The organism is Corynebacterium sp. LK28 (assembly GCF_014335105.1).
GTDB classification, from domain to species: domain Bacteria; phylum Actinomycetota; class Actinomycetes; order Mycobacteriales; family Mycobacteriaceae; genus Corynebacterium; species Corynebacterium macclintockiae.
On the sequence record NZ_PDGZ01000010.1, the window covers coordinates 104,766 to 124,976 of the forward strand.

Consider the following 20,211-nt stretch of genomic DNA (forward strand, 5'->3'; position numbering starts at 1 on the left):
TCGGGTGTCAGCCTGTTGCCCGCCTAGACCCACATCTAGCTTAACTATCCAGCAGTTCGATCCAGGCCGTCAGCCGAGTATCCTCCGCTAAGTCGGCGAAGCTCACATCGTAGCCTTTCTCCTGCAGCCAAGTGAGAACCGTAACTAGCTGCAGAGAGTTCATACCCTGGTCATAGAGTTCCTCGGAAACCTCGATCTCCGCTGGCTCCATCTTCATCGTCTCGGCTACACATCCGCGCAACTGGTCTTCAGTGATTGGTTCCATTAGTTCGCTACCTCAATCTTCCGTTCGGCCGTGCTATCTGCGTTGTTCTGTTGGATTCGTTTATTCACTTTGCCCACCCCGGTGGTGGGGAACTCCTCCACGATGTGCACGTGGTCCGGTACTGCGAACCGCGCGATACCGGCAGCCCGAGCATGCTTCCGGACAGCAAGTGGCGTTAGATCATCCACCCCATCCCTCAGGATCACATAGGCCGTGATGGCTTCGCCCAGATTGTCGTCCGGAGTGCCAACCACCGAAACATCGTGGATATCCGGATGGCTGAGCAACGCGTTTTCGACTGCTTCCGGAGCCACCTTTTCCCCACCGCGGTTGATCTGATCCTTTGCCCGGCCGACAACCGTCAGAGCACTATCGTCGACGGTGACGATGTCGCCAGTAATGTAAAAGCCATCTTCGGTGAATGCCCTAGAGTTGATCTCTTCAGCACGGTGATAGCCCCGGATCGTGTACGGCCCGCGGGTGAGTAGGTGTCCGGGGTGGCCTTCGGGGAGGGGGAGCGTGGCGTCATCAACAATGCAAATCTCATCGTGGCTGCTCATGGGGCGACCCTGTGTATTGATTATTTCCTCGGTCGAGGCGTTTAACGGTGTGAAGTTTACGAGTCCCTCAGCCATGCCGAAAACCTGTTGCAGTTGGCAGTCGAGTTCCGGCCGGATGCGGCGGGCCACCTCGGCAGATAGCTTCGCCCCACCCACCCATAGCGTGCGCAGAGTGCGTAGGTCGTGGCGATCGCGGGCCGGTGCGTTGAGAATGCCCAGTACCGCCGGAGGTACCAGGGCGAGGTGAGTCGCACCGTGGTGGTCAATGGCAGGCAGCAGATCGCTGGGCATCGGTGAATTGGCGAAAACGATGTGCGCTCCGCGCAGCAGCGCACCCAGAATTCCCGGCGAGCTGAGAGTGAAGTTATGCGCCGCGGGCAAAGCGACGAGCAGGCAAGATTCCGTCTCCAAGTCACAGGCTTGCAACGCACAACGGATCGAATAGAGATAATCCGCATGGGTTCGCGGGATTAGCTTCGGTAGGCCGGTCGTGCCACCGGAGAGCTGCAGGAACGCAAGCTCGTCTGCTTCTACATCGGCGGTTGGAGGGGCAGGTGACTCTTCGTTTGCAGCCTCCGAGTGCCCCGTTGATTCGGTAGCCCAGGGAGATTCGGCGGTCTCGTCGATGAGGATCGCTCGAACAGTGCGGCCATCGTCCAGCGGCTCTTGTAGCGTGGCGTGGACGCCCGCAAGGTGCCGATCGGGGCGCAACGTGCTGATGTAGAAGCGTGCTGGCGCGTGGCTGGCGAAGTGGCGCACCTCCGTGGATCCGAGGTCAGGCAAGGCGAAGATGGGAATGGCGCCGAGCTTCCATAATGCCAAGAGAGTTTCGAGGAACACCACACTATTGGGAAGCTGCAGGATGCAGCCATCGCCCCGGCGTACTCCGGCTTGGTGAAGGTAGTGGGCGGCGGTCTCGACGCTGTTGTCTAGTTCGTGCCAGGACAGGCTGCGGTGGCGGTCCGTCGTGGCGGGTCGATTGGGAAAGGTGGCAACCGTTTGCTGGAAGACATCCCAGTGAGTGTGGTGGGTCCATATTCCCTGACGGTGGTATTCCTGCGCGAGGGTACGGGGCATGTGGTTGGCCAGTACCTCTGGGCCGTGGCTTCCGTTAAGCGGGCTGAGGTGGGGCTCGGGATTGGGCGCTATGTGTGCTGACGGGGGCTGCGCGGTGCCTTCTGTATCTCCCTTTGCGGCCAGTCCCAACAGCGCACGCACCGGACCGAGTTTGAAGTTGGTTTCCTCGATCTCCTGGTCTGGCTGGGATTCGGCAACGATTCCGCCGCCGGCTCGGGCAGACACTTGGGAGCCTTGAACCGTGGCACTTCGGATAGCTACCCGCCACTCGCCATCGCCGTGGGAATCTGCGTATCCGATGGCGCCGCCGTACAGACCCCGCTCCGGCTCCTGCTGGCGCAAAAAGTCCAACGCAGCAGCGGACGGTGCTCCATTGACTGCCGGAGTGGGGTGTAGCAACGCAGCCAACTCCAGAACGGAGGTATCAGGGTTCCGCAACGTGCCTTCGATATGGGTTCCTAGGTGCCAGGTATGCGACGTGGCGGTCAGCGTGGGTAATTCCGGAACGTGTAGCTGAGTACACAGGGGTTCAAGAACCTCCCGGATGGCCGTGGTCACGAAGCGGTGCTCGGCGATGTCTTTGTGGGAGAGCGTGAGCTCAATTGCCCGCGCCCAGTCCGTCACCGGGTCCTCCGATCGAGCGATAGTTCCGGCCAGCGGGTGGGAAACAATCCGCGCGCCTTCCTTGCGGATCAGTAGCTCCGGGCTAGATCCCACGAAGAAAGCTTCTTCGGGGCCGTTAGTTGTAGCTACCAGGTGCCCGTGCCCCGTGGCGGAGGTTTCCATGAACCCTCGTAGCAGGGCTTCCGGCTCCACAGGGCTAGCCAGCGTGTACTCCTCCTCGCGGGAAAGCACCACCTTTTGAAACTCGCCACGCCCAATCGCCTCCACGGCACGGCTAACCCGTCGGCCATGCTCTTGCAGGCTGGGGCGTTGTGAGATGTCCACCACGTCGGGAACCAATGGAGCCGTCTTCCAACGCGGCGCTCCCGTGTGCCGCTGAAAGCTCTCGGGGGCCAGCAATACCGGTGCTGTGTCTGGATCGAAGGGCAGCGCTCCCACCACGACGTCTTCCCGTCCTGCCTTCGCCGCCCTACGAAGTGCTGCGGCGGCTTGCTCTACCGTGCCATAACGAGTTTTGACGCCGCAGGTTGTCAGAGTCTGGTCGCTGTCGCTCATGACAAAGCTGGGTGGGCCACTAGCCTCCCCACTGGGCGGACCATCATGCACCCCCAGCTGTTTCAGCGCGCTGGCCGTATCCAGGCTTCTTCCACAGCGCTTGGCTACCCAATCAATCGTTTCCTGGTGGTCCTGTGCCGTGAAATCCGCAATGCCGTCCGTGATCACAAACGGCTGAATGTCCTTCATAAACGCATCCACCGCGGTGACCTTGCAGCCCATGTGGCCATATACCCCGGTGATAATTAGCTGATCCCGCCGAGCGAAAGCCAGCGACTGGTAAAGGTCCGTGCGCTCGAATGCGGAATAGCGCCACTTCGTGAGTATCTGGTGATGCTTGCCTGGCGCCAACTCTTTGATGATCGACGCTTCCTCGGCTGTTTGTAAACCTTGTCCCCACATATCGCTTAAGAGCCCTCGTCGGGTGGGGTGCTGTTGCGGCGGCTGGGCGGAATAGAACACAGGAATACCCAGCTGATCCGCCGTGGTGATGAGGCGCGCGATGTTGGCGAGCGCCGAGTGTAGCGGTTCTTTGTTCCAGTCATAGGCAGCTAGGAAGTACTTCTGCATGTCGTGCACCAGAAGTGCTGCGCGTGCGGGCTCCAGGGCCCAGGATCTCGCCGGACAATCGGCGGGCAGTGTGGTGGATGGAGTGGGGATGGGATAGGGCGAAATGGGTGGAATCGCCATAGAGATAACCTTTCGTTGGGCTGGTGGGGTACAGAGGCTAGGCATCTAGGGTGGCGCCACCATCAACACGGAGGTCGTGCATGGTGATGTGGCAGGCTGCAGGGGAGATAAGAAAGAGGCATGCTGCCGCGATATCTTCTGGCTGCGCGATGCGTTGTAAGGGGATGCCTAACCGGTAGTCCTCCGGTACACCGGCAAGGGTCTGCGCGGCTCGATCCTCGCCGTGCCAGCTGGTGCGTAGCATCGCGGTGTCTGTGGAACCAGGGGATACGCTGTTGCAGCGCACCCCGTGTGGGGCGCACTCTAGCGCCAGAGTTTTCAACCAGGCGGTCGCTGCCGCTTTGGAAGCTCCATAGGAGGCCATGCGTGCCCGGGGCTGTGCTGCTGCATTGGAAGTCACTGCCACAATTGCTCCAGTGCCGCGATCCACCATGTGCTGGGCGATTGCGGAGCATGTGCGGGCTAAGCCGGTGACGTTGACAGCGAAGTTGTTTTCCCAGGCTCCGGTCTCGTCGGGGTCCGTACCGATACCCGAGACTGTGTCAACTGTGTCAACTGCCGTGGGGCCCGTCAGTGCGCTATCTGGGATTAAGGTTCCCGCGCAGTGGATGAGTGCATCAATGTGCCCGTGAGCTGCCAGTGCTTTCGACAGGTGGCTTTCCACGCTGCGTGGGTCAGTCGGGTTTGAAGAGGTGATGTCTACTTCCGGTAGATCCCAGCCGATCACGGTGTGATCGTTCTGTCGTAGCAGGCGCACACACTCGCGGCCGATGCCTCCAGCAGCACCTGTCACGATCACCGTTTGTTGTAGTTGCGCTTGCTCCGGCGGCGACTCGGTTGGCTGCCGTGTGGCTAGGTGCGGAGGAATGTTGAAATCCATAGCGGACACTGTAATCGACTTAGGTTAGGCTAATCAAGGGTGTTATTTCTGGATTTTTTGAGAGGGATGATGAGCGGGTCTCCAGTCTCCGGATCTTCGATCACCCGTGCTCGCAGGTCGAAAGCCCGCTGCAGTAGCTCTGCAGTAATGATCTCCGAAGGCGAACCGGAGGCCATCACCTGGCCTTCATTCATGACCACTAGATAATCGGAATAACGCACCGCAAGATTTAGATCGTGCAGCACCATAACCACGGTGCGGCCAAGCCGTTGGCACAGGTCCTCAACCAGTTCCAAGATGTCCACGGAAGTCGCCAGGTCTAAGTAGGTGGTCGGCTCGTCGAGGAAAAGGATGTCGGTGTTCTGCGTCAACACCATGGAAATCCACACGCGCTGGCGCTGGCCGCCAGAGAGTTCATCCAGCGTGCGGTTAGCAAGATCCTTGGAATCTGTTTGCTCCAGGGCCTCGAGTACCGCCCCTTCGTCCGTGGAAGACCATTGCCGGAACCACGCCTGGTGTGGGTGCCGCCCGCGAGCTACCAGATCGGAGACCAGCAGGCCCTCTGGGGCCACGGGCGATTGGGGAAGTACGCCCAATAGTCGGGCGACCTCCTTGCGTTTCATGGCCGTGATGTCCTGGTTATTCACACGAACGGTTCCCGTATTGAGGTCAAGTAGGCCGGACATGGCACGCAGCAATGTGGACTTACCGCAGCCGTTGGGCCCCACGATGGTAGTAATCTTGCCCGCCGGGAACGTGGCGCTAAGGTCGCGGATGATGGTGCGCTCGCCGTAGCCTACCGTGATCGAGGACGCAACTACGCCGCTGGTGTCGCTTGGCTGTGCTGCATTTGGTAGTGCCGTGTTGTGCTGTGCTGTATTTGGCTGGGGTGTGGAAGAGGTCATGCGTCTGTGCTCCTAGTGCGTTGAACGAGCAGATAGATGAGGAAGATGCCACCTAGGGCGGAGGTCACAATGCCCACCGGAAGTTCCACCGGCAGAATCGCTTGGGTGACGATGTCCGCCCCCAGCAGCAGTACTGCACCGGTGAGCGCCGAAGCCGCAAGCGGTGGGGTGGGTACGCCGCACATTCGAAGAGCCACCTGGGGTGCTACGAAGGCGACGAAGCCGATGGGGCCGGCGGCGGAGACTGCTACCGCAGCTAGGGCCACGGCCAGCGCCAGCATCGCGACCTGTACACCGTTGACCCGCTGGCCGAGTGCCCGAGCCAGATCGGGTCCCAAAGTGGTGGCCAGCGCCTGGTAGCCGATCCAGGCCAGTAGGGGACAGCACGCGATCACCAGGATCACCATCGGGATGGTGGTATTCCAGCCCGCTGTGGCCAAGGAGCCTGTGAGCCAGAACTGCGCTTGGGTAGCATTCCGTAGCTCCGAGCGGATCATAAGGAAATTGATGTAGGAACTGAGCAGCGCGGTGATGATGATGCCAAAGAGCACTAGTCGGTAGGAATCCGCCTGGCGCCGCCACGCCAGTGTCCAGATCGCTGTAGCGCTGAGTATCGCCCCTAGTAGTGCGGCCAGAGGGATTCCGATTCCGGACAGCCAGCCGAGAAATCCGCTGCCACCGCCGAGGACGATGACCGTCACGGCCATGGCTGAGGCGCCCGTGGTGATACCAAGGATATCCGGGCTGGCCAGTGCGTTGCGGGTGACTGTCTGAGTTAGCGCGCCAGACAGTCCCAAAGCACTGCCGACCGCGATGGCGGTTGCCACACGGGGCATGCGCCAGTCCAGGACCACTAGCCTTTCCACGCGGCTTCCCTCCCCGCGGAAGACAACCTCCAGCACTCGGGAAACGGAGATGGGGAAATCACCTAGTCCAATGGAAAATGCTCCCAAGAAAACGATAAGGGCCGCGGCAATGAGGCATACAAGCAGCACTCGTGGGCGCCAAACGAAGGAGATTGGTCCGATCCTGAATGCCGGACGGCCTGGAACCCGCTCGGTAGCGGTGAGCCTATTGCGCGAAGTCTTGTTGAGCCCCATCAGAGCGTCGCCACCTTCTTTCGGTAAATCAAGACGATGAAGAACGGTGCACCCACGAACGCCAGCACAATGCCCACCTGGAGCTCGCCGGGCCGGGCGATGAGGCGCCCCACCACGTCCGCGTAAAGAAGTAGTGCTGCACCGGCTAGCGCGGAGTACGGCAGAATCCACTTGTAATCCGGGCCGGTGAGGGCTCGGACGATATGGGGTACCACCAGGCCGATGAAGCCCAGCGGTCCTGCAGCGGCAGTGGCTGCACCTGCCAGCAGTGCGATGATGCCCATGCCACCTAGTCGCGCGGCCGCAGTGTTGATACCTAAGCCAGCAGCCACGTCGTCGCCCAGATTTAGGATGTTCAGCTGCGGGCCCGTGGCAAAGGCCAGGATCAACCCCAGAACCACAAACGGCAAGACGCTGAGCGCGATGTTCATATCCCGGCCCGCTAGGGAACCGACGGTCCAGAAGCGCATCCTATCCAGGTTGTTTTCACTTGTGAGAACGAAGGCGCTCGTGATGGCACTTAGCACTGCCGACAGCGCGGCTCCGCCCAGCACGAGGGTCAGGGGATTTACCGTGGCTCTGCCCGCGGAAGCTAGGCCGAAGACCAGCGCCGTGGCTGCGATTGCACCAAGGAAGGCAACCACCGCAGTCGCCCAAGGCGCGCTGATGCCCAACAGGGCGTAGCTAGCCACCACGCTCAGTGCCGCGCCGGAACTGATTCCCAGGATCCCCGGATCCGCCAGGGGATTGCGGGTATGTCCCTGGATTAGGGCGCCGGCTACGCCTAGTGCCGCGCCCACGATAATGGCCAATATGGTGCGTGGCAGGCGCAGCTCGGCGACCACGCGTTGGTTGACTGGAACCTCCTCCGGGGAGCTACTGGTAGCCGGGAGATCCCGAAGTGCAGCCCACACGTCCTCTGCGGGGATGGAACGGGCGCCGTACAGGAAACTGCAGATCGTGCCACTGACGACCAGTAGGAGTAGTACCCCCAGACCCACTAGGCGGCTGGTGCGCACACTCATGGCGTGGCCTCCAATCGCTGTTGCGGCTCACGCCCTGCGCTAGGCCGTGTTAAGCCGAACAACCGTACGCGCCGGTCTGCCCGCTGCTGTCGCTCGCCGAAATCTTGGAAACTGGCCTTGGCCAGCGCCCGGTGCGTGCGGGTGTTGCGATAGTCCGGCTCGCCAAGCACCAGCTGGCACTGCGGGTCTTGCTCTAGCAGTGCTGCGGCCAGCTCGCTCAGAAAAGAAGAGAAGATCCCATGGCCAGTCAGTTCTGGCTTGCCGATTGCGATATGGGCTCCCAGGTCGTGGGGTTGAGAGAGATAGCTGCTGCCAATCTCGTCCCGGTGTGGGCGATAGATTTCCACGTACCCCACCGGGGTTGTGGCGTCATTCTCGTCAGACGGTGTAGGAGCTGCGGAGGCATCGCCCCTCGTGGCTTCCTTTGCAGCCCGGATGTGGGGGGAGCGGGGTATCGAATAGGACAGTATTGCGGCGCGAGCGTAGGTGGTGTGAGTTTTTGCGACCCAGTCCTGGCGCCAGCGTTCGGCTGGCCAGGGTTGTTCCCACGTCTCGCGCAAGTGAGGGCGGGACATCCACTCGGCCACCAGATCGGCATCGGAAGATTCGGGATCTGGGTCCGCAGGGCGTAGGGAAAAGGGGGGTTTCATCTGCGGTAACGGTGGCGGGGAAGGGAGGAAATCCGCTGTCGGGATGTCGTGGCGCAACCGGGCCAGTATTTCCTCCGGGCGGGGTTGGGGGCTTCCTGTGAGCAGTGACTCAGGCTGTTGCTGGGGGTCATTGTCAATCATGGGTAAGCATACTACCGTCTATGTGTAAGGTAAGCCTTCACTTGGTAAGGGAATGGTAAGTTGAAATCATTGGCGATCATCGGAGCGGGGCCAAAAGCGCTAGCCGTTCATGCGAAACTCCACGCTCTGCGCAGTCTGGGCGTTCCAACCCCGGAAGTAACCGTGCTGGATCCGCACGGCATTGGCGGTAATTGGAAGCCTTGCGGTGGGTGGACGGACGGGCGGCAGTTGCTGGGAACCTCGCCCGATAAAGATCTGGGATTTCCCTACCGCACGCGCATCGCGGGCGAGCTCAACGAGGCCGTGGACCGGAGCATGCTGGGGCTTAGCTGGGTGCGCTTCCTTACGGAGTCGGATCGTTATGCCTCTTGGATCGACCGTGGCCACCCCAACCCACCGCACTACCTGTGGGCTAGCTACCTGGAGTGGGCGGCGCAAAAGATGGGAATGCGGGTGGTTCCAGCAACGGTGCGGCTACTCGACGTGACCACTGAAAGTAGTGCCACTAGCCCTACGGGCACGGCCACCGGCACTGCCTCCCAGCCCTACCGGTGGCGCCTCACTGCCGAGGACACACGTGGCGCCGAGTTCACTCTGGAGGCCGATAGTGTGCTCGTTACCGGCCCTGGCCGTAGCGACGGCAAAATTTCGGATGTTCCGGGTGTGCTCTCTGTGGCAGAATTTTGGGATCTCAAGGCGCGTGGAAGCCTCCCCGAGGTCCCTCGTGTTGTGGTGATCGGTACTGGGGAATCTGCAGCTTCCGTGTTGGACCAGCTAATTCACCTCAATATTGAGGAAGCTCTGGCCGTATCGCCCCTGGCCACGATGTTTAGTCGTGGGGAGAGTCAATTCGAAAACGAGTTGTATACAGATCCGCGCAAATGGGTGACACTCAGCGAAGCAGCGCGTAGAGACTTCATCCGCAGAACCGACCGTGGGGTGCTTTCTGTGCGGGTGCAGCAGGTGTTAGATTCCGATGATCGCGTGGCACATCGCCGTGGCGTTGTCCGCCGTGTGGAGCTGGCGAGCTCGCCGGACGCTGATTTTCGACTGCGGGTGCATATTGATGATGAAGTGTGTGGCTCCTACACCGAGCTGTGCGATCTCGTCATTGACGCTCGCGGTGGTAGGCCCTTGTGGTTCTGTGATGTGATGACGCCACAGGTGCGTCTCCTCCTGGAGCGCGCACTAGGCAACCAGTCCGATGCAGCGCTGAGCTCCGTTCCGGCCTGGGAGGCCAGTATTGGGGCAGATCTGGCAGTGGAGGGATTGGTTCCGCACCTGTTTGTTCCGGCACTGGCAGGTATGCGCCAGGGGCCGGGGTTTGCGAACCTGAGCTGCCTGGGCGAGCTTTCCGATCGGGTAGTAGCTGGGCTCGGTGTAGGGGACGGCCTGGGCGATAATGCCGCCGATGTGCAGGCTGGCATGCGAGCTGGGGTGCAGGCTGGGGTTCGGGCGGAGGTGCGTTCATGAGTGCATTTCCAGCACCGCGGCCTCATGGCCGCCGAGTGGAGCAGCGCTATGCCACGGTGGATGCGATGATCTGTGCAGCAGTCCAGGAGTGTGGGGTAGGTAGCCCGCGGCTAGCGGTTACGGGGCCTGCTGGGGCCATTACTTGGCCAGGACTGGCTAGAGGTGCCAGTCGAGTGGCCGGCAATATTAGCAGCCGTGGGCTGGGTAGAGGGGACCGGATCGCGGTACTGGCGCGCCGGGATACTCGGCTACCGGTAATGGTGGCAGGGATTCTTCACTCGGGCGCAGTCTATTGTCCATTGGAGGTGGATTCTCCAACAGAGCGTTTGCGTTGGCAGCTGGAAGATCTTCAGCCGGAGCTGGTGATGTTGCTCGGTGTGGAGCAGTCTGCGGAACAGGAGCTGCGCCGAGTCGTCGCCGAAGCTTGCGCCGCTGAAGTGTGGGTTGGTGGCGCAGAGTGTGACCGCGAAAATATAGATGAATCGGGTGGCCCGCTGCAGGGGAGCGGTGCGCTGTTGGATGTGAACACGGACATTTGCCCGGAGGATCCCTGTTACATCACGTTCACCTCAGGTTCGACCGGGCGGCCGAAGGCGGTGGTGAATACTCACCGTGGCGTAGCCTGCCATTTGGAATGGAGCGCCCGGATCGTGGGGCCTGGCGAGGAACTTCGTGTGCTGCAGAAGGCGCCGGCGGTGTTTGATGTGGGTATCGCGGAGATCCTGAACCCCCTGGCTAATGGTGGAACGGTGGTGATGCCCGATTCACAGTGGTGGATGGGGGATATCGATGGCTTTTTGGATTTGCTGGTGGATTACCAGGTCAGTGTGCTGTCGATGGTGCCGAGTATGCTCGGCACGCTGTTGGATGTCATGGACGACATGGGTGAGCCTCTGGAAAGGTTGGCTGGGCTCAAGCATCTGCTGCTAGGTGGCGAGGCTGTGCCCAGTGCGCTGGCAGAACGGTGCCTGCGACAGATTGGTTGCCGGGTGCATGGACTTTATGGGCCCACGGAGGCCGCGATGGATGTGCTGTGGGTTGAATATACCGAGGAATTGCTGGCTGAGCTGGCGGGATACAGCGCGGGGGATGGTCGGCAACCGTCGCTGTTGGGTCTGCCTCAAGACAATGTGAGCTGTTATCTGCGCGATGAGGATGGGAAAGAGGTTACCGATCCGGGCCAGGTGGGTGAGCTCTGCATTGCCGGGGTGCAGGTGGCTACTGGCTATTGGCGCCGCCCGGAGCTAACGGCACAATCTTTTGTGCCCAGTTGGTGCCCACAGGTCGATGGCGGCCGTATGTACTGCACCGGAGATCTAGCACGATGGAACCAGGCGGGGTTGCTGGAATTCGTAGGTCGGGTGGGTGACCAGGTGAAGATCCGGGGCAACCGAGTGGAGTTGGGAGAGGTGGATGCGGCGCTGCGACGGGTTCCTGGTGTGCGGCAGGCGGCCAGTCGTGTCGTTGGCGAGGATTCATCAGTGCTGGTGGGCTATGTGGTGTGGGATCAGGAAGCAGTGGTGCTACCGCCTACGGAGGTGGCTGCTGTGCTGCGCGAATCGGTACCGGAGTACATGGTTCCCAGCCGTGTAGTGACTCTCCAGGCATTGCCGCTGAGCAGTAATGGGAAGCTGAATCGTCGCGCCCTCCCCGATCCAAATTAAGTTAAAAAAGTCTCAGATTACCCTTGTTAGCCTATCCTAGGTAATGGTAGCCTTACCTAATCTTGTTCGTTTAGTGAAATGGAAACCCATTCAGAATGAAGAACTCAAACGTTGTCCGTGCGCTCAGCGTCGCCGTGCTCTCCACTACCCTGGTGTTGGGAGCCTGCAGCTCCGATGCAGATGACAAGGCGGAAAATACTTCCTCAGGCGCAAACTCCGCAGCGAATTCCGGCGATAATGCCTCCGAAGTCAACATCAAGCACGCCAGGGGGGAAGACACATACCCCGTAAACCCCGAGCGCGTCGTTGCCATTGGTCCAGCCATCGACAACCTGCTGGCTATGGGCATCAAGCCCTCCGCCGTGGTGGTGTCTGCTAAGGACATGAATGCCCCGTGGCGCGACGGCAAGTTGGATGGCGTGGAGATTATCAAGCAGACCGATTTCAAGACTCTGCCGAAGGAAGAGATCGCCGCCGCTGCTCCGGATTTCATCGTCGGGGACTACTGGACGATCTCCGAGGATAACTACGCACAGCTCTCCGAGATCGCGCCCACTCTGGGTGGTATTGGCACCGAGGGTGAGGGGATCGGCTGGAAGTCGCAGCTGAAGGAGCTCGGCAAGATCTTCAACAAGGAAGATAAAGCTCAAGAAGTCATCGACCAGGATGAGAAAGTCTTCTCCGATGCGAAGTCCGAGCTGCCGAATATCGAGGGTAAGACCGGTGTGGTCTCCCAGTTCGCTCAGGGATCCTTTGGAGCTGTGGCCGACCCGAAGGATCCAGGAGCCTCCTTCATCTACGACCTGGGTATGAAGTTCCCGGAATCTCTGACCGACGGTTCTATTGAGGTAAAGCAGGGGCGCGTGACTCTGTCGCCAGAAAACGTCTCCGCCCTGGCTGCGGACTTCATGGTGATCTATAACCGCACCGGTGACATCGCGGAGGTGGAGAAGATCCCGGGCTACTCAGACCTGCCACAGGTCCAGTCCGGCGCCACCCTGGCGGGTAACGAGGCTGTGGTTGCCGGCCTGAACACGCCGACCGCCCTGTCCCGTGCATGGGTCTTGGAGCAGGTCAAGCCTACCTTGAAAAAGATCTCTTAGTCTCTTTTTCTCCAGCACCCCTCGCGAGTGTGTCGCCCGGTGTGGCAGCGTGGGGTGTTTTCTTATGCCTTTTCTTGTTCGCGCACTCGCCTCCCCGCTGCCGCCCGCCGACTCACAAGGAACTTTACTTGTCTTCTACGCTGCCGTTAACGAGCGCTCAATACGGTGTCTGGAACGCCCAAAAGCTCAACCCCGAATCGCCCTACTACGTGGTTGGTGAGGTACTGCACCTGGGGCCAGGGCACATTGAGCTGGAAACTCTGCAGCACTCCATTGCACAGCTGCAACAGGAAGCTGAGACATTGCGCGTGCGCGTCACGACGGATGGCCTTACCCCGCAACAGTCCGTGGTACAGGAAGGCCCCGGCGTCGACCGCGTGATTGACGTGCGGCACGCCGCGGATCCCCAGCGCAGCGCGGAAGCCTGGGTGGATGCGCTACGCGCCGAATGCGCCGAGACGATGCGCACCATGGTGGATCAGCCGTTGTGTCGTTATGTCATTATTCTTCTCGACGACACCGAGACCTGGGTTGTCCAGCTTTATCATCACCTTATTGTCGATGGCTTCTCGGCTTCCCTGCTCACGCGTCGCCTTAGTCAGATTTATACCGCTCGCGTGGCAGGAAAGCAGGCTCGTCCATTCCGGGCAGCTTCGCTGTCCGAACTGGTGGCGCTGGATCAGGAGTACCGCGAATCCGCGGAGCATACCCGGGATAAACAGTATTGGACGTCCGTACTCGCACAGCTTCCGGAAGTTCCTGAGCGCGCCACGATGAATACGGCCACAAAAGCAGAAGGCACAGGGCAAACCACAATCACCACCACCGTGCGTCTGGGGTCGGAGATCATGGAGACGGCCACGAAAGCCGCTACTGATGAGCAGATTACGTGGGTAGAGCTCATGATCGCACTGTACGGGGCGTTTGTTCACCGTCTGTTGGCTCCACGCTCGACCAGCGAACAATTCCTGGCTGTGCCCGTGATGGCACGCTCGCATACGCGAGAGCTCCGCACGCCTGCAATGGCCGTCAATGTGCTGCCACTGCGAGTCAACGTCGACAATCAACAAACGGTGCAAGAGTATCTACACCATGCGGTGGAGTCGCTGCATGGTCTACTGGCCCACCAGCGACTGCGTGGAGAGAGCCTACCGCAGATCACGGGGGACTCCCGGGTGGCTGATGTGCTACACGGAGTGGGAGTGAATGCTAAGGCCTTCACCACCCGGGCGGATTTCGCGGGGGTTCCGGGGCGGTTGCGCAATGTGGCGGGTGGGCCGCCGGAGGATTTGGGATTGGTGCTCACCCCGGCCGAGGATGGCGGACTGGACATGGCTTTTGAGACGGATCCGGCCCGCGTGAGTGCCGAGCATGCGCGGGCTCGGTTGGAGGCACTGCGGGAGTTCACGTGTCAGGCGCTTGAAGACACGTCCCGAAAGATCGGGGAGCTGCCACTGCATAGCCAGAGACGGCGCGTGGAAATGTTAGAGCAGCGGCGCGCCCAAGGTGTCGAAGTGGCCGAAAATAGCCGATCGCAGGACGCTCTGAGCACCGCTTTGTCCACGCTGCGAAACCACACACAGGCACATCTGGTGGTTCACACTGCCGATGGCTGGGATACCGAGCCCGGAACTGAGATGTTGGATCGCGAGATACTGGGCGCTGCAGTGCTGAACAGCAAGGATCTCCACGCTGCAGTACATCGCCTGGCTAGTTACTTTCGCCGTGAGGTTCTGGGAAGCGACAGGTGGCGCCAGGCGGAACAAGTCACCGAGCAAGATAGGGCGCGACCAGTGCTCGCTCTCGAGATGGAGCGGGGGCGCGAATTGGCCCTTGCTGTGCTAGCCGCTTTCGCCGCGGGTGTGCCCTTCGTCTATATCGATCCCACCAGTCCTGCCCAGCGCCGTGAGCAAATCCATGCGAACGCTGAACCGGTAGCTAGTGTGGATGCGGCGGCCATCCGCTACGCCCTAGCCTTGGGCAGTACCACCTCGGAGGAGAACGCCGTAGAACGGTCCGCGGAATCGGCAGCCTGTCCAGACCTGGAGCAATTGGCCTACCTGATCTATACTTCTGGATCCACCGGCAAGCCCAAGGGCGTGGAGGTTCCCCGCCGTGCCATTAGCTCTCTGTTTGCCCAACACCGCAGCGGATTGTACGACAGGCCGCACGCGGTGGTGGCGCATACGGCGTCTTTCAGTTTCGATGCAGCATTCGACCAGTTGCTGTGGCTGCTGGCGGGCCACGACGTGCACCTCTACCCAGAACAGGCCACTGGGGATGCAGACAAGCTGGTGGAACACTTCGCTACACAGCAGATCAATGTGGTGGATACGACTCCCTCCATGATGAAGGCGTTGTTGGCCGCGCAGTTATTGGAGAAAGTACCGAGCCTGCAGTTAGTGGTTTTGGGTGGCGAAGAGCTGCCCGCTGAGCTGTGGGATCACCTGGCGGCCACCGGCCTGGAGGTCGTCAATGCCTATGGCCCCACCGAAAGCACTGTAGATGCCCTTTTGGCCCGAGTGGAGCCGGGCGTGGCACACCTGGGGCGGCCCGTTGCCGGTATGCGTGCCTACCTGGTGGATAACGCCCTGCAGCTGGTAGGAGACCAAGAAGTAGGCGAACTGGTTCTAGCCGGTCCACAGCTGGCACTCGGCTACCGTGGCCTTCCGGAGGCCACCGATGCGGCGTTCAAGGAGGACGTTCGCATCGACCCGCGTCGGGCTCCGGAGCGCATTTACCGCACCGGGGATCGGGCACGATGGATTCCTGGGCGGGGCTACCAGTTTCTGGGGCGTGCCGATGAGCAAGTCGAGATCAATGGGCAGCGCGTGGAGCTGGCCGAAGTGGAAGCTGTACTAGCCAGCGTGAACGGCGTGCGGCACTGCGCCGTGGCACCACTGAATCGCAGTGGGCAGGCCGCTGTGTTGGTTGCTGCGGTGGTAGGGGATTGGCCCATGGACGCTTCAGATCTGACCGCTATCCGGCACCAGTTGCAAGCTGCTTTACCCGCCGCGGCGATCCCCCGGCGCATCCATCCAGTGCGAGCGCTGCCCACCACCACCTCCGGCAAGATCGACCGGGAGGCCATCGCCGGATACGGACTGCAGCCGCCGACCGCTGGTGCGAAGGAGGATACCGCAGCCCCCGAGGCGACCGAACGCGTGGAGGTCTCTAGCGCAGGTAACGCAACTACAAGCGGTAAAAACGACCCGCTTGCGCCGCTCGACCCTGCCCACCTCCTGCTGCATCGCACGGTGTGTGATGTCCTCCATCTACCGCCGCAGCAGACTGATCCTGATCAGGACTTCATCAGTTTGGGAGGGGAGAGTATTGCTGCTCTTCATGTGGCCTCTCGCGCACGTCAGCAGGGGCTGCTGTTGCAGCCGAAGGACCTAATGGGCGGCATTGCGTTAGCGCAGATTCCATTGGCCTTCCGTCCTCCGCAGAATCCGCAGGCTCCGCAGGCTGCGCGCCCGACCGACCTTAGTTCTGGTGAAGACCTGGGCAAGGGGGGTAATTCGATCTCCAATAATGGGGACAATCAATGGCTGGATTGGGGTGTATTGCCGTGGAGTCCGGTGGCACGCACGCAGATTGCAGCTGCGCCCACTGTGCATGCGATGCGTCGCCACGTGATGTACCGGTGGCTAGATATGCCACCCGGGTGCGGCCAAACCGATGTGCTACGCGCGGTGGAGGTGCTTCAGCGCCGGCATGCGAGCCTGCGGATGTTGCTGGACTGGGACAACGTAGTGCAGCTGATCCCGCGTGTGCCACTGGCCAACGCCGAGGAGATTGTGGTGGAGCTTGCGCCGGACGGCCCAGATCCGGTGGAGCAGCTGGCCGCCCGCATAGCCCCCGATCGTGGAGTGATGTGGCAGGTCGGACTGTGCGGGGAAGGCGCGCTGGTGATGGTGCACCACCTGGCAATCGATGCGCTGTCCTGGCCGAACCTGCAGCGCGAGTGGAATGCTGTATTAATTGACGCCAACGTGAAGCTTCCCGCGCTCACCGGCCTCCTGCGCGCCCACGGGATGCAGAGTGCCGTGGAGCACCAGGCCGTGCAGAACGTGCCACCGGGATCGGCGGAGCTGTCGGTCTTGCCGGAGTTGCCGGAGAAACTGCTATGCCCACGGGGACAGGCCACGATGATGTGGCGAAAAATTGCGATGCCGGATGCTGCGGCGATGAGTGCCGAGCTGGCGCAGCGTTTTCGAACAGACCGACAGGTCGTGGTGGTGTCATTGTTAGCGCAAGCGCTGCAGGCCGTAGGTTTGACCGAGCTTCAGCTGGTGGTGGAAGGGCACGGCCGCGATGGCGGCACCGGTGCCACTCGTTCTGGTGACTATGGCAGCACCGGTAGCGCGGTGGATTGCATGGAGCTGATCGGTTGGTTCACTATGGAGGAGCGTTGGGCTTTCTCTGCGAGGGCTGACGGTGCCTCCGTTCATTCATCCGCCAATTCTCCGAGGTTTATGGCAGCGTGGGTTCGCGCTGGGCGCGAGGCCGAGTCGCAGGCTCAGCCGTGGGATCCAGCTTCGTGCCCTCCAAACCGTCGTGTGGTGATTAATGTTCTGGATGCCCAGCCGGAGGAGAGCTTCGGCGTGTTGGAATCCGACGACCGGCGGATGACGGAGGCTCTGACGATAAATGTCTTCCTCACCTCGGACGGCGCAGACGTGGAATACGTGGCGGACCTGGCAGCACTCAGGGATGCATCCCCGACCGTGCTGGAGAAACTGCACGAACAGCTACAGCGTGCGGCGCGGGACCTGCTGGTCGCGGATCGGTTGGTACTGCGCCAAGCACTACCTAGCGACTACCGGGCATTCGATACACAGCCGACGAACCCTCGGCTAGGCCACAGCTCAACCAACCAGCCCACACCGACCCTCAGCGTTGCTCATCTGCGCTCCCTGGAAGCCGCCCACGGTCCCCTGGAAGACATTGTCCCGGCTACTGCTTCCCAGCAGGGGCTGCTGTTCCACGGATTGGCCGGAACCGACCGCTACGTTATTGCCGCCGCCGTGGACCTTACTGGTGTGGCCTCCCCAGAGCTTATCCACCAGTCGATGCGGGCAATTCTGCGCCGCCACGCAGCACTGCGCGCCGTGTTCGATTGCAGCGACCTCCCGCTGATGCTGATTCCGGAGCGGCTCGATCTGCCCTGGACAATCCACGATTGCAGAGACTTCTCACCGGCTGCAGCGCATGCGTTCGTGGAACAGCTACGGGAGTTGCGTGGCCACCGCGCCGTGGACCTGGAATCCGGCCCGCTAGTCACCGCAGACCTGGTGCTGTTGCCAGAGAGTAACCGACTAGAAACCAACCGCCCTGCCACACTTGTGCTGGGCAGCCATCACGTCCTCACCGATGGCTGGTCCACCGCCGTGATGCTGCAGGATTTGCAGCGACTGCTAAGCGGCGAGGATCTGGACCCCGTGCCCTCCTTCGCGGAATTTGCCCGAAGCCTGTGCCAACGCAGCGCCGAACAACTGGAGCGGGAACACCGCGCCTGGCAACAGATTTTCACCGGCACCGATCAGCCCCATGAGGCCAGCCGCACAGGCGAGCACGGAGGTGTGATTGCTGGCTTGCGGCCGGTGGCGTCAAGTAAAAAGAGCACAACAGAAGCCCCAGAGGTGCCGCACGTACTGCACCGCGACACAGATGGGCGGGTGGCAACCGCCGCGGCGAGCCTAGGAACCACACCCAGTGTACTGGTACAAACCGCATGGTTGCTCACGCTGGCTGCGCTGCATGGTGGGCGCCGAGTGACTACGGGGGTGACTCTTTCCGGCCGGTCCGCGGAGCAGCCGCGAATGGCTAGTGCGGTGGGCATGTTCATCACCACACTCCCGTTGCACGTACAACTCGAACCGGGGCACACGCTGCGCCATACCGTGCGACAGGTGGCAGACACCATGGCGCTGATCAGCGAGAACCAGACCACGCCGCTACAGGAGATCGAGACCCTGGTGGGAAGTGCACCGTTGTTCGACACCGCGGTGGTGTACGACCATCACGCACACTTCGGTGCACCGAGCGGTCCACACACAGTGGAGACCTCCGAGTCGTGCCCGCGCATCCAGGGGCTGCGCACCAGCGGTCGCACGCATTACCCGCTGACTGTCGTGTGCCCGCCCGGGGACGTTTTGGAGATTACGCTGGTGCACCGTCCGGATGTGGTGGAACGCATTCTTCCTGACGCCGCCGCGAGGTGGTTCGGCACATTCCTCAATGCACTGTGCGACGCCGCCACCGGTAGGGATCTCCGGTTGGTGGAGTTGCTTCCGGAGCGCGGCGAGTTTGAGGAGCCAGCGGACGGGCAAATAGAAGTAGATGGGCACAGCGAAGTAGAGGAAGCGGATAGGTGCAATACTGGTAACCGGGAGCTTTCTGAGGACAACCCCGTATGCGCCCAGGTGCAGGCCGCCATGGAGAGCTTGCTAGGCAACCCGATCGGCCCCGAAGAGAACTTCTTCACCTCCGGTGGTGACTCCCTGCTGGCCATGCGTTTAATGGGTGTGCTGCGCAAGCAGGGCATGCAGTTGAAGATCCAGGACATTGTGGATGCTGGTACTCCGGCAGCCATCGCGGAACGGCTGGGGCAGGGCACTGGTGGAGCTATGAAGGCTAAGCAGCCGCCGAAGCCGCAGCAATCCCAGCGCTTACAGACTGCAGAGCATTCGCAACGCCGCCCGGTGTGGTGCCTCCATCCGATCGGCGGACATGGCTTGGCCTTCGCCCCGCTGGCCAGCCTTCTGGCGGACACTGAGTTCGACACCCGCCTGATCGAACTACCGTCCCCGCTACCCCAGGTGGAAACACTGGCCGAGCTAGCGGAGCTCTACACCGAACAGATCCTGGCCGAGCAACAAGAAGGACCCTTCACGTTGGTGGGCTACTCCTTCGGTGGCGTGGTGGCTGAAAACATCGCTGCCGCGTTGCAGCGCCGGGGCTATGAGGTGCGGTTCTTAGGAATTCTTGACGCCTACCCCAGCGGCAGCAGCCCCAGCTCCGGTACGCATTCCTTGCCGCCGGGCACGCCCGATGGCAGGACAGCCTTTGGTGACTACGACGTTCGGGCAATTGCGCGTGCCGATGGGATGTCGCACGAATTGGGTACTGTGGGCGTCGATATAGAAAGCAACATCCGTTTCTGCATGCAGTTGCTACACACAGCAGCACCCACCAGCTACGAAGGCCGGGTCGAGCTAGTGGTGGCAACGCAAAACAACAGTGATGTGGCACACGGGCAGTGGGATCCGGCTGCTGCGTGGAGGCGCCGTCCGGGGGCGTATCCGGTGCAGGTGAGCGAGCTTGAACTTACGCACGCGCAGCTGGTGAAAGCCGATGGCTGGAAGAACGTTTTCCAGCAATGGGCACCGCGGCTGCTGGACAAGAGTTCGGCTGACCGGCCAGCACCCGAGGCGACAGGTATCGACCCTGCGCATGCCGACCCTGCGCACTGACCCGCTACACACCGACTCACC

The 20,211-nt window shown here is 61.3% G+C and carries 11 protein-coding genes; 4 read left to right on the forward strand and 7 right to left on the reverse strand.

Annotated features, from left to right (window positions below; genetic code table 11):
* Positions 1-40 precede the first annotated feature (40 nt).
* The 7 genes from CRD15_RS05225 to CRD15_RS05255 are packed head-to-tail and all read right to left on the reverse strand — an operon-like array spanning position 41 to position 8,331.
* Complete coding sequence (locus CRD15_RS05225) at positions 41-265, reverse strand: phosphopantetheine-binding protein (RefSeq protein ID WP_034984987.1); 225 nt, start codon at positions 263-265, stop codon at positions 41-43.
* Entirely contained in the window at positions 265-3,771 is a 3,507-nt protein-coding gene (locus CRD15_RS05230) for an isochorismate synthase (protein WP_187402088.1), read from the reverse strand. Before CRD15_RS05230 ends, CRD15_RS05225 begins: the two co-directional genes overlap by 1 nt.
* A 37-nt stretch (positions 3,772-3,808) precedes the next feature.
* The gene (locus CRD15_RS05235) at positions 3,809-4,651 is read right to left on the reverse strand and encodes a 2,3-dihydro-2,3-dihydroxybenzoate dehydrogenase (RefSeq protein ID WP_049780521.1); all 843 of its coding nucleotides are present in this window, start codon (positions 4,649-4,651) and stop codon (positions 3,809-3,811) included.
* 29 nt (positions 4,652-4,680) lie between these two features.
* Complete coding sequence (locus tag CRD15_RS05240; protein ID WP_034971075.1) at positions 4,681-5,556, reverse strand: ABC transporter ATP-binding protein; 876 nt, start codon at positions 5,554-5,556, stop codon at positions 4,681-4,683.
* The gene (locus CRD15_RS05245) at positions 5,553-6,656 is read right to left on the reverse strand and encodes an iron chelate uptake ABC transporter family permease subunit (protein WP_034971076.1); all 1,104 of its coding nucleotides are present in this window, start codon (positions 6,654-6,656) and stop codon (positions 5,553-5,555) included. Before CRD15_RS05245 ends, CRD15_RS05240 begins: the two co-directional genes overlap by 4 nt.
* A complete protein-coding gene (locus tag CRD15_RS05250) occupies positions 6,656-7,681 on the reverse strand; it encodes an iron ABC transporter permease (RefSeq protein WP_187402089.1) in 1,026 nt (341 codons plus the stop codon). Before CRD15_RS05250 ends, CRD15_RS05245 begins: the two co-directional genes overlap by 1 nt.
* Positions 7,678-8,331 carry a GNAT family N-acetyltransferase gene (locus CRD15_RS05255; RefSeq protein ID WP_230580193.1) on the reverse strand — a complete coding sequence of 218 codons (654 nt, stop codon included), beginning with the start codon at positions 8,329-8,331 and terminating at the stop codon, positions 7,678-7,680. The genes CRD15_RS05250 and CRD15_RS05255 overlap by 4 nt, the downstream gene beginning before the upstream one ends.
* 210 nt (positions 8,332-8,541) lie before the next feature.
* Here CRD15_RS05255 and CRD15_RS05260 point away from each other — a divergent pair, with 210 nt between their 5' ends.
* The 4 genes from CRD15_RS05260 to CRD15_RS05275 all read left to right on the forward strand — a co-directional run bounded on the left by CRD15_RS05260 (position 8,542) and on the right by CRD15_RS05275 (position 20,190).
* Complete coding sequence (locus CRD15_RS05260) at positions 8,542-9,945, forward strand: SidA/IucD/PvdA family monooxygenase (protein WP_237744166.1); 1,404 nt, start codon at positions 8,542-8,544, stop codon at positions 9,943-9,945.
* A complete protein-coding gene (locus CRD15_RS05265; protein WP_034972471.1) occupies positions 9,942-11,609 on the forward strand; it encodes an amino acid adenylation domain-containing protein in 1,668 nt (555 codons plus the stop codon). Before CRD15_RS05260 ends, CRD15_RS05265 begins: the two co-directional genes overlap by 4 nt.
* A gap of 95 nt (positions 11,610-11,704) precedes the next feature.
* On the forward strand, positions 11,705-12,712 hold the full coding sequence (locus CRD15_RS05270; RefSeq protein ID WP_034971081.1) for an ABC transporter substrate-binding protein: 1,008 nt from the start codon (positions 11,705-11,707) through the stop codon (positions 12,710-12,712).
* A 128-nt stretch (positions 12,713-12,840) separates the two neighbouring features.
* The gene (locus CRD15_RS05275) at positions 12,841-20,190 is read left to right on the forward strand and encodes a condensation domain-containing protein (protein WP_187402090.1); all 7,350 of its coding nucleotides are present in this window, start codon (positions 12,841-12,843) and stop codon (positions 20,188-20,190) included.
* Positions 20,191-20,211 lie beyond the last annotated feature (21 nt).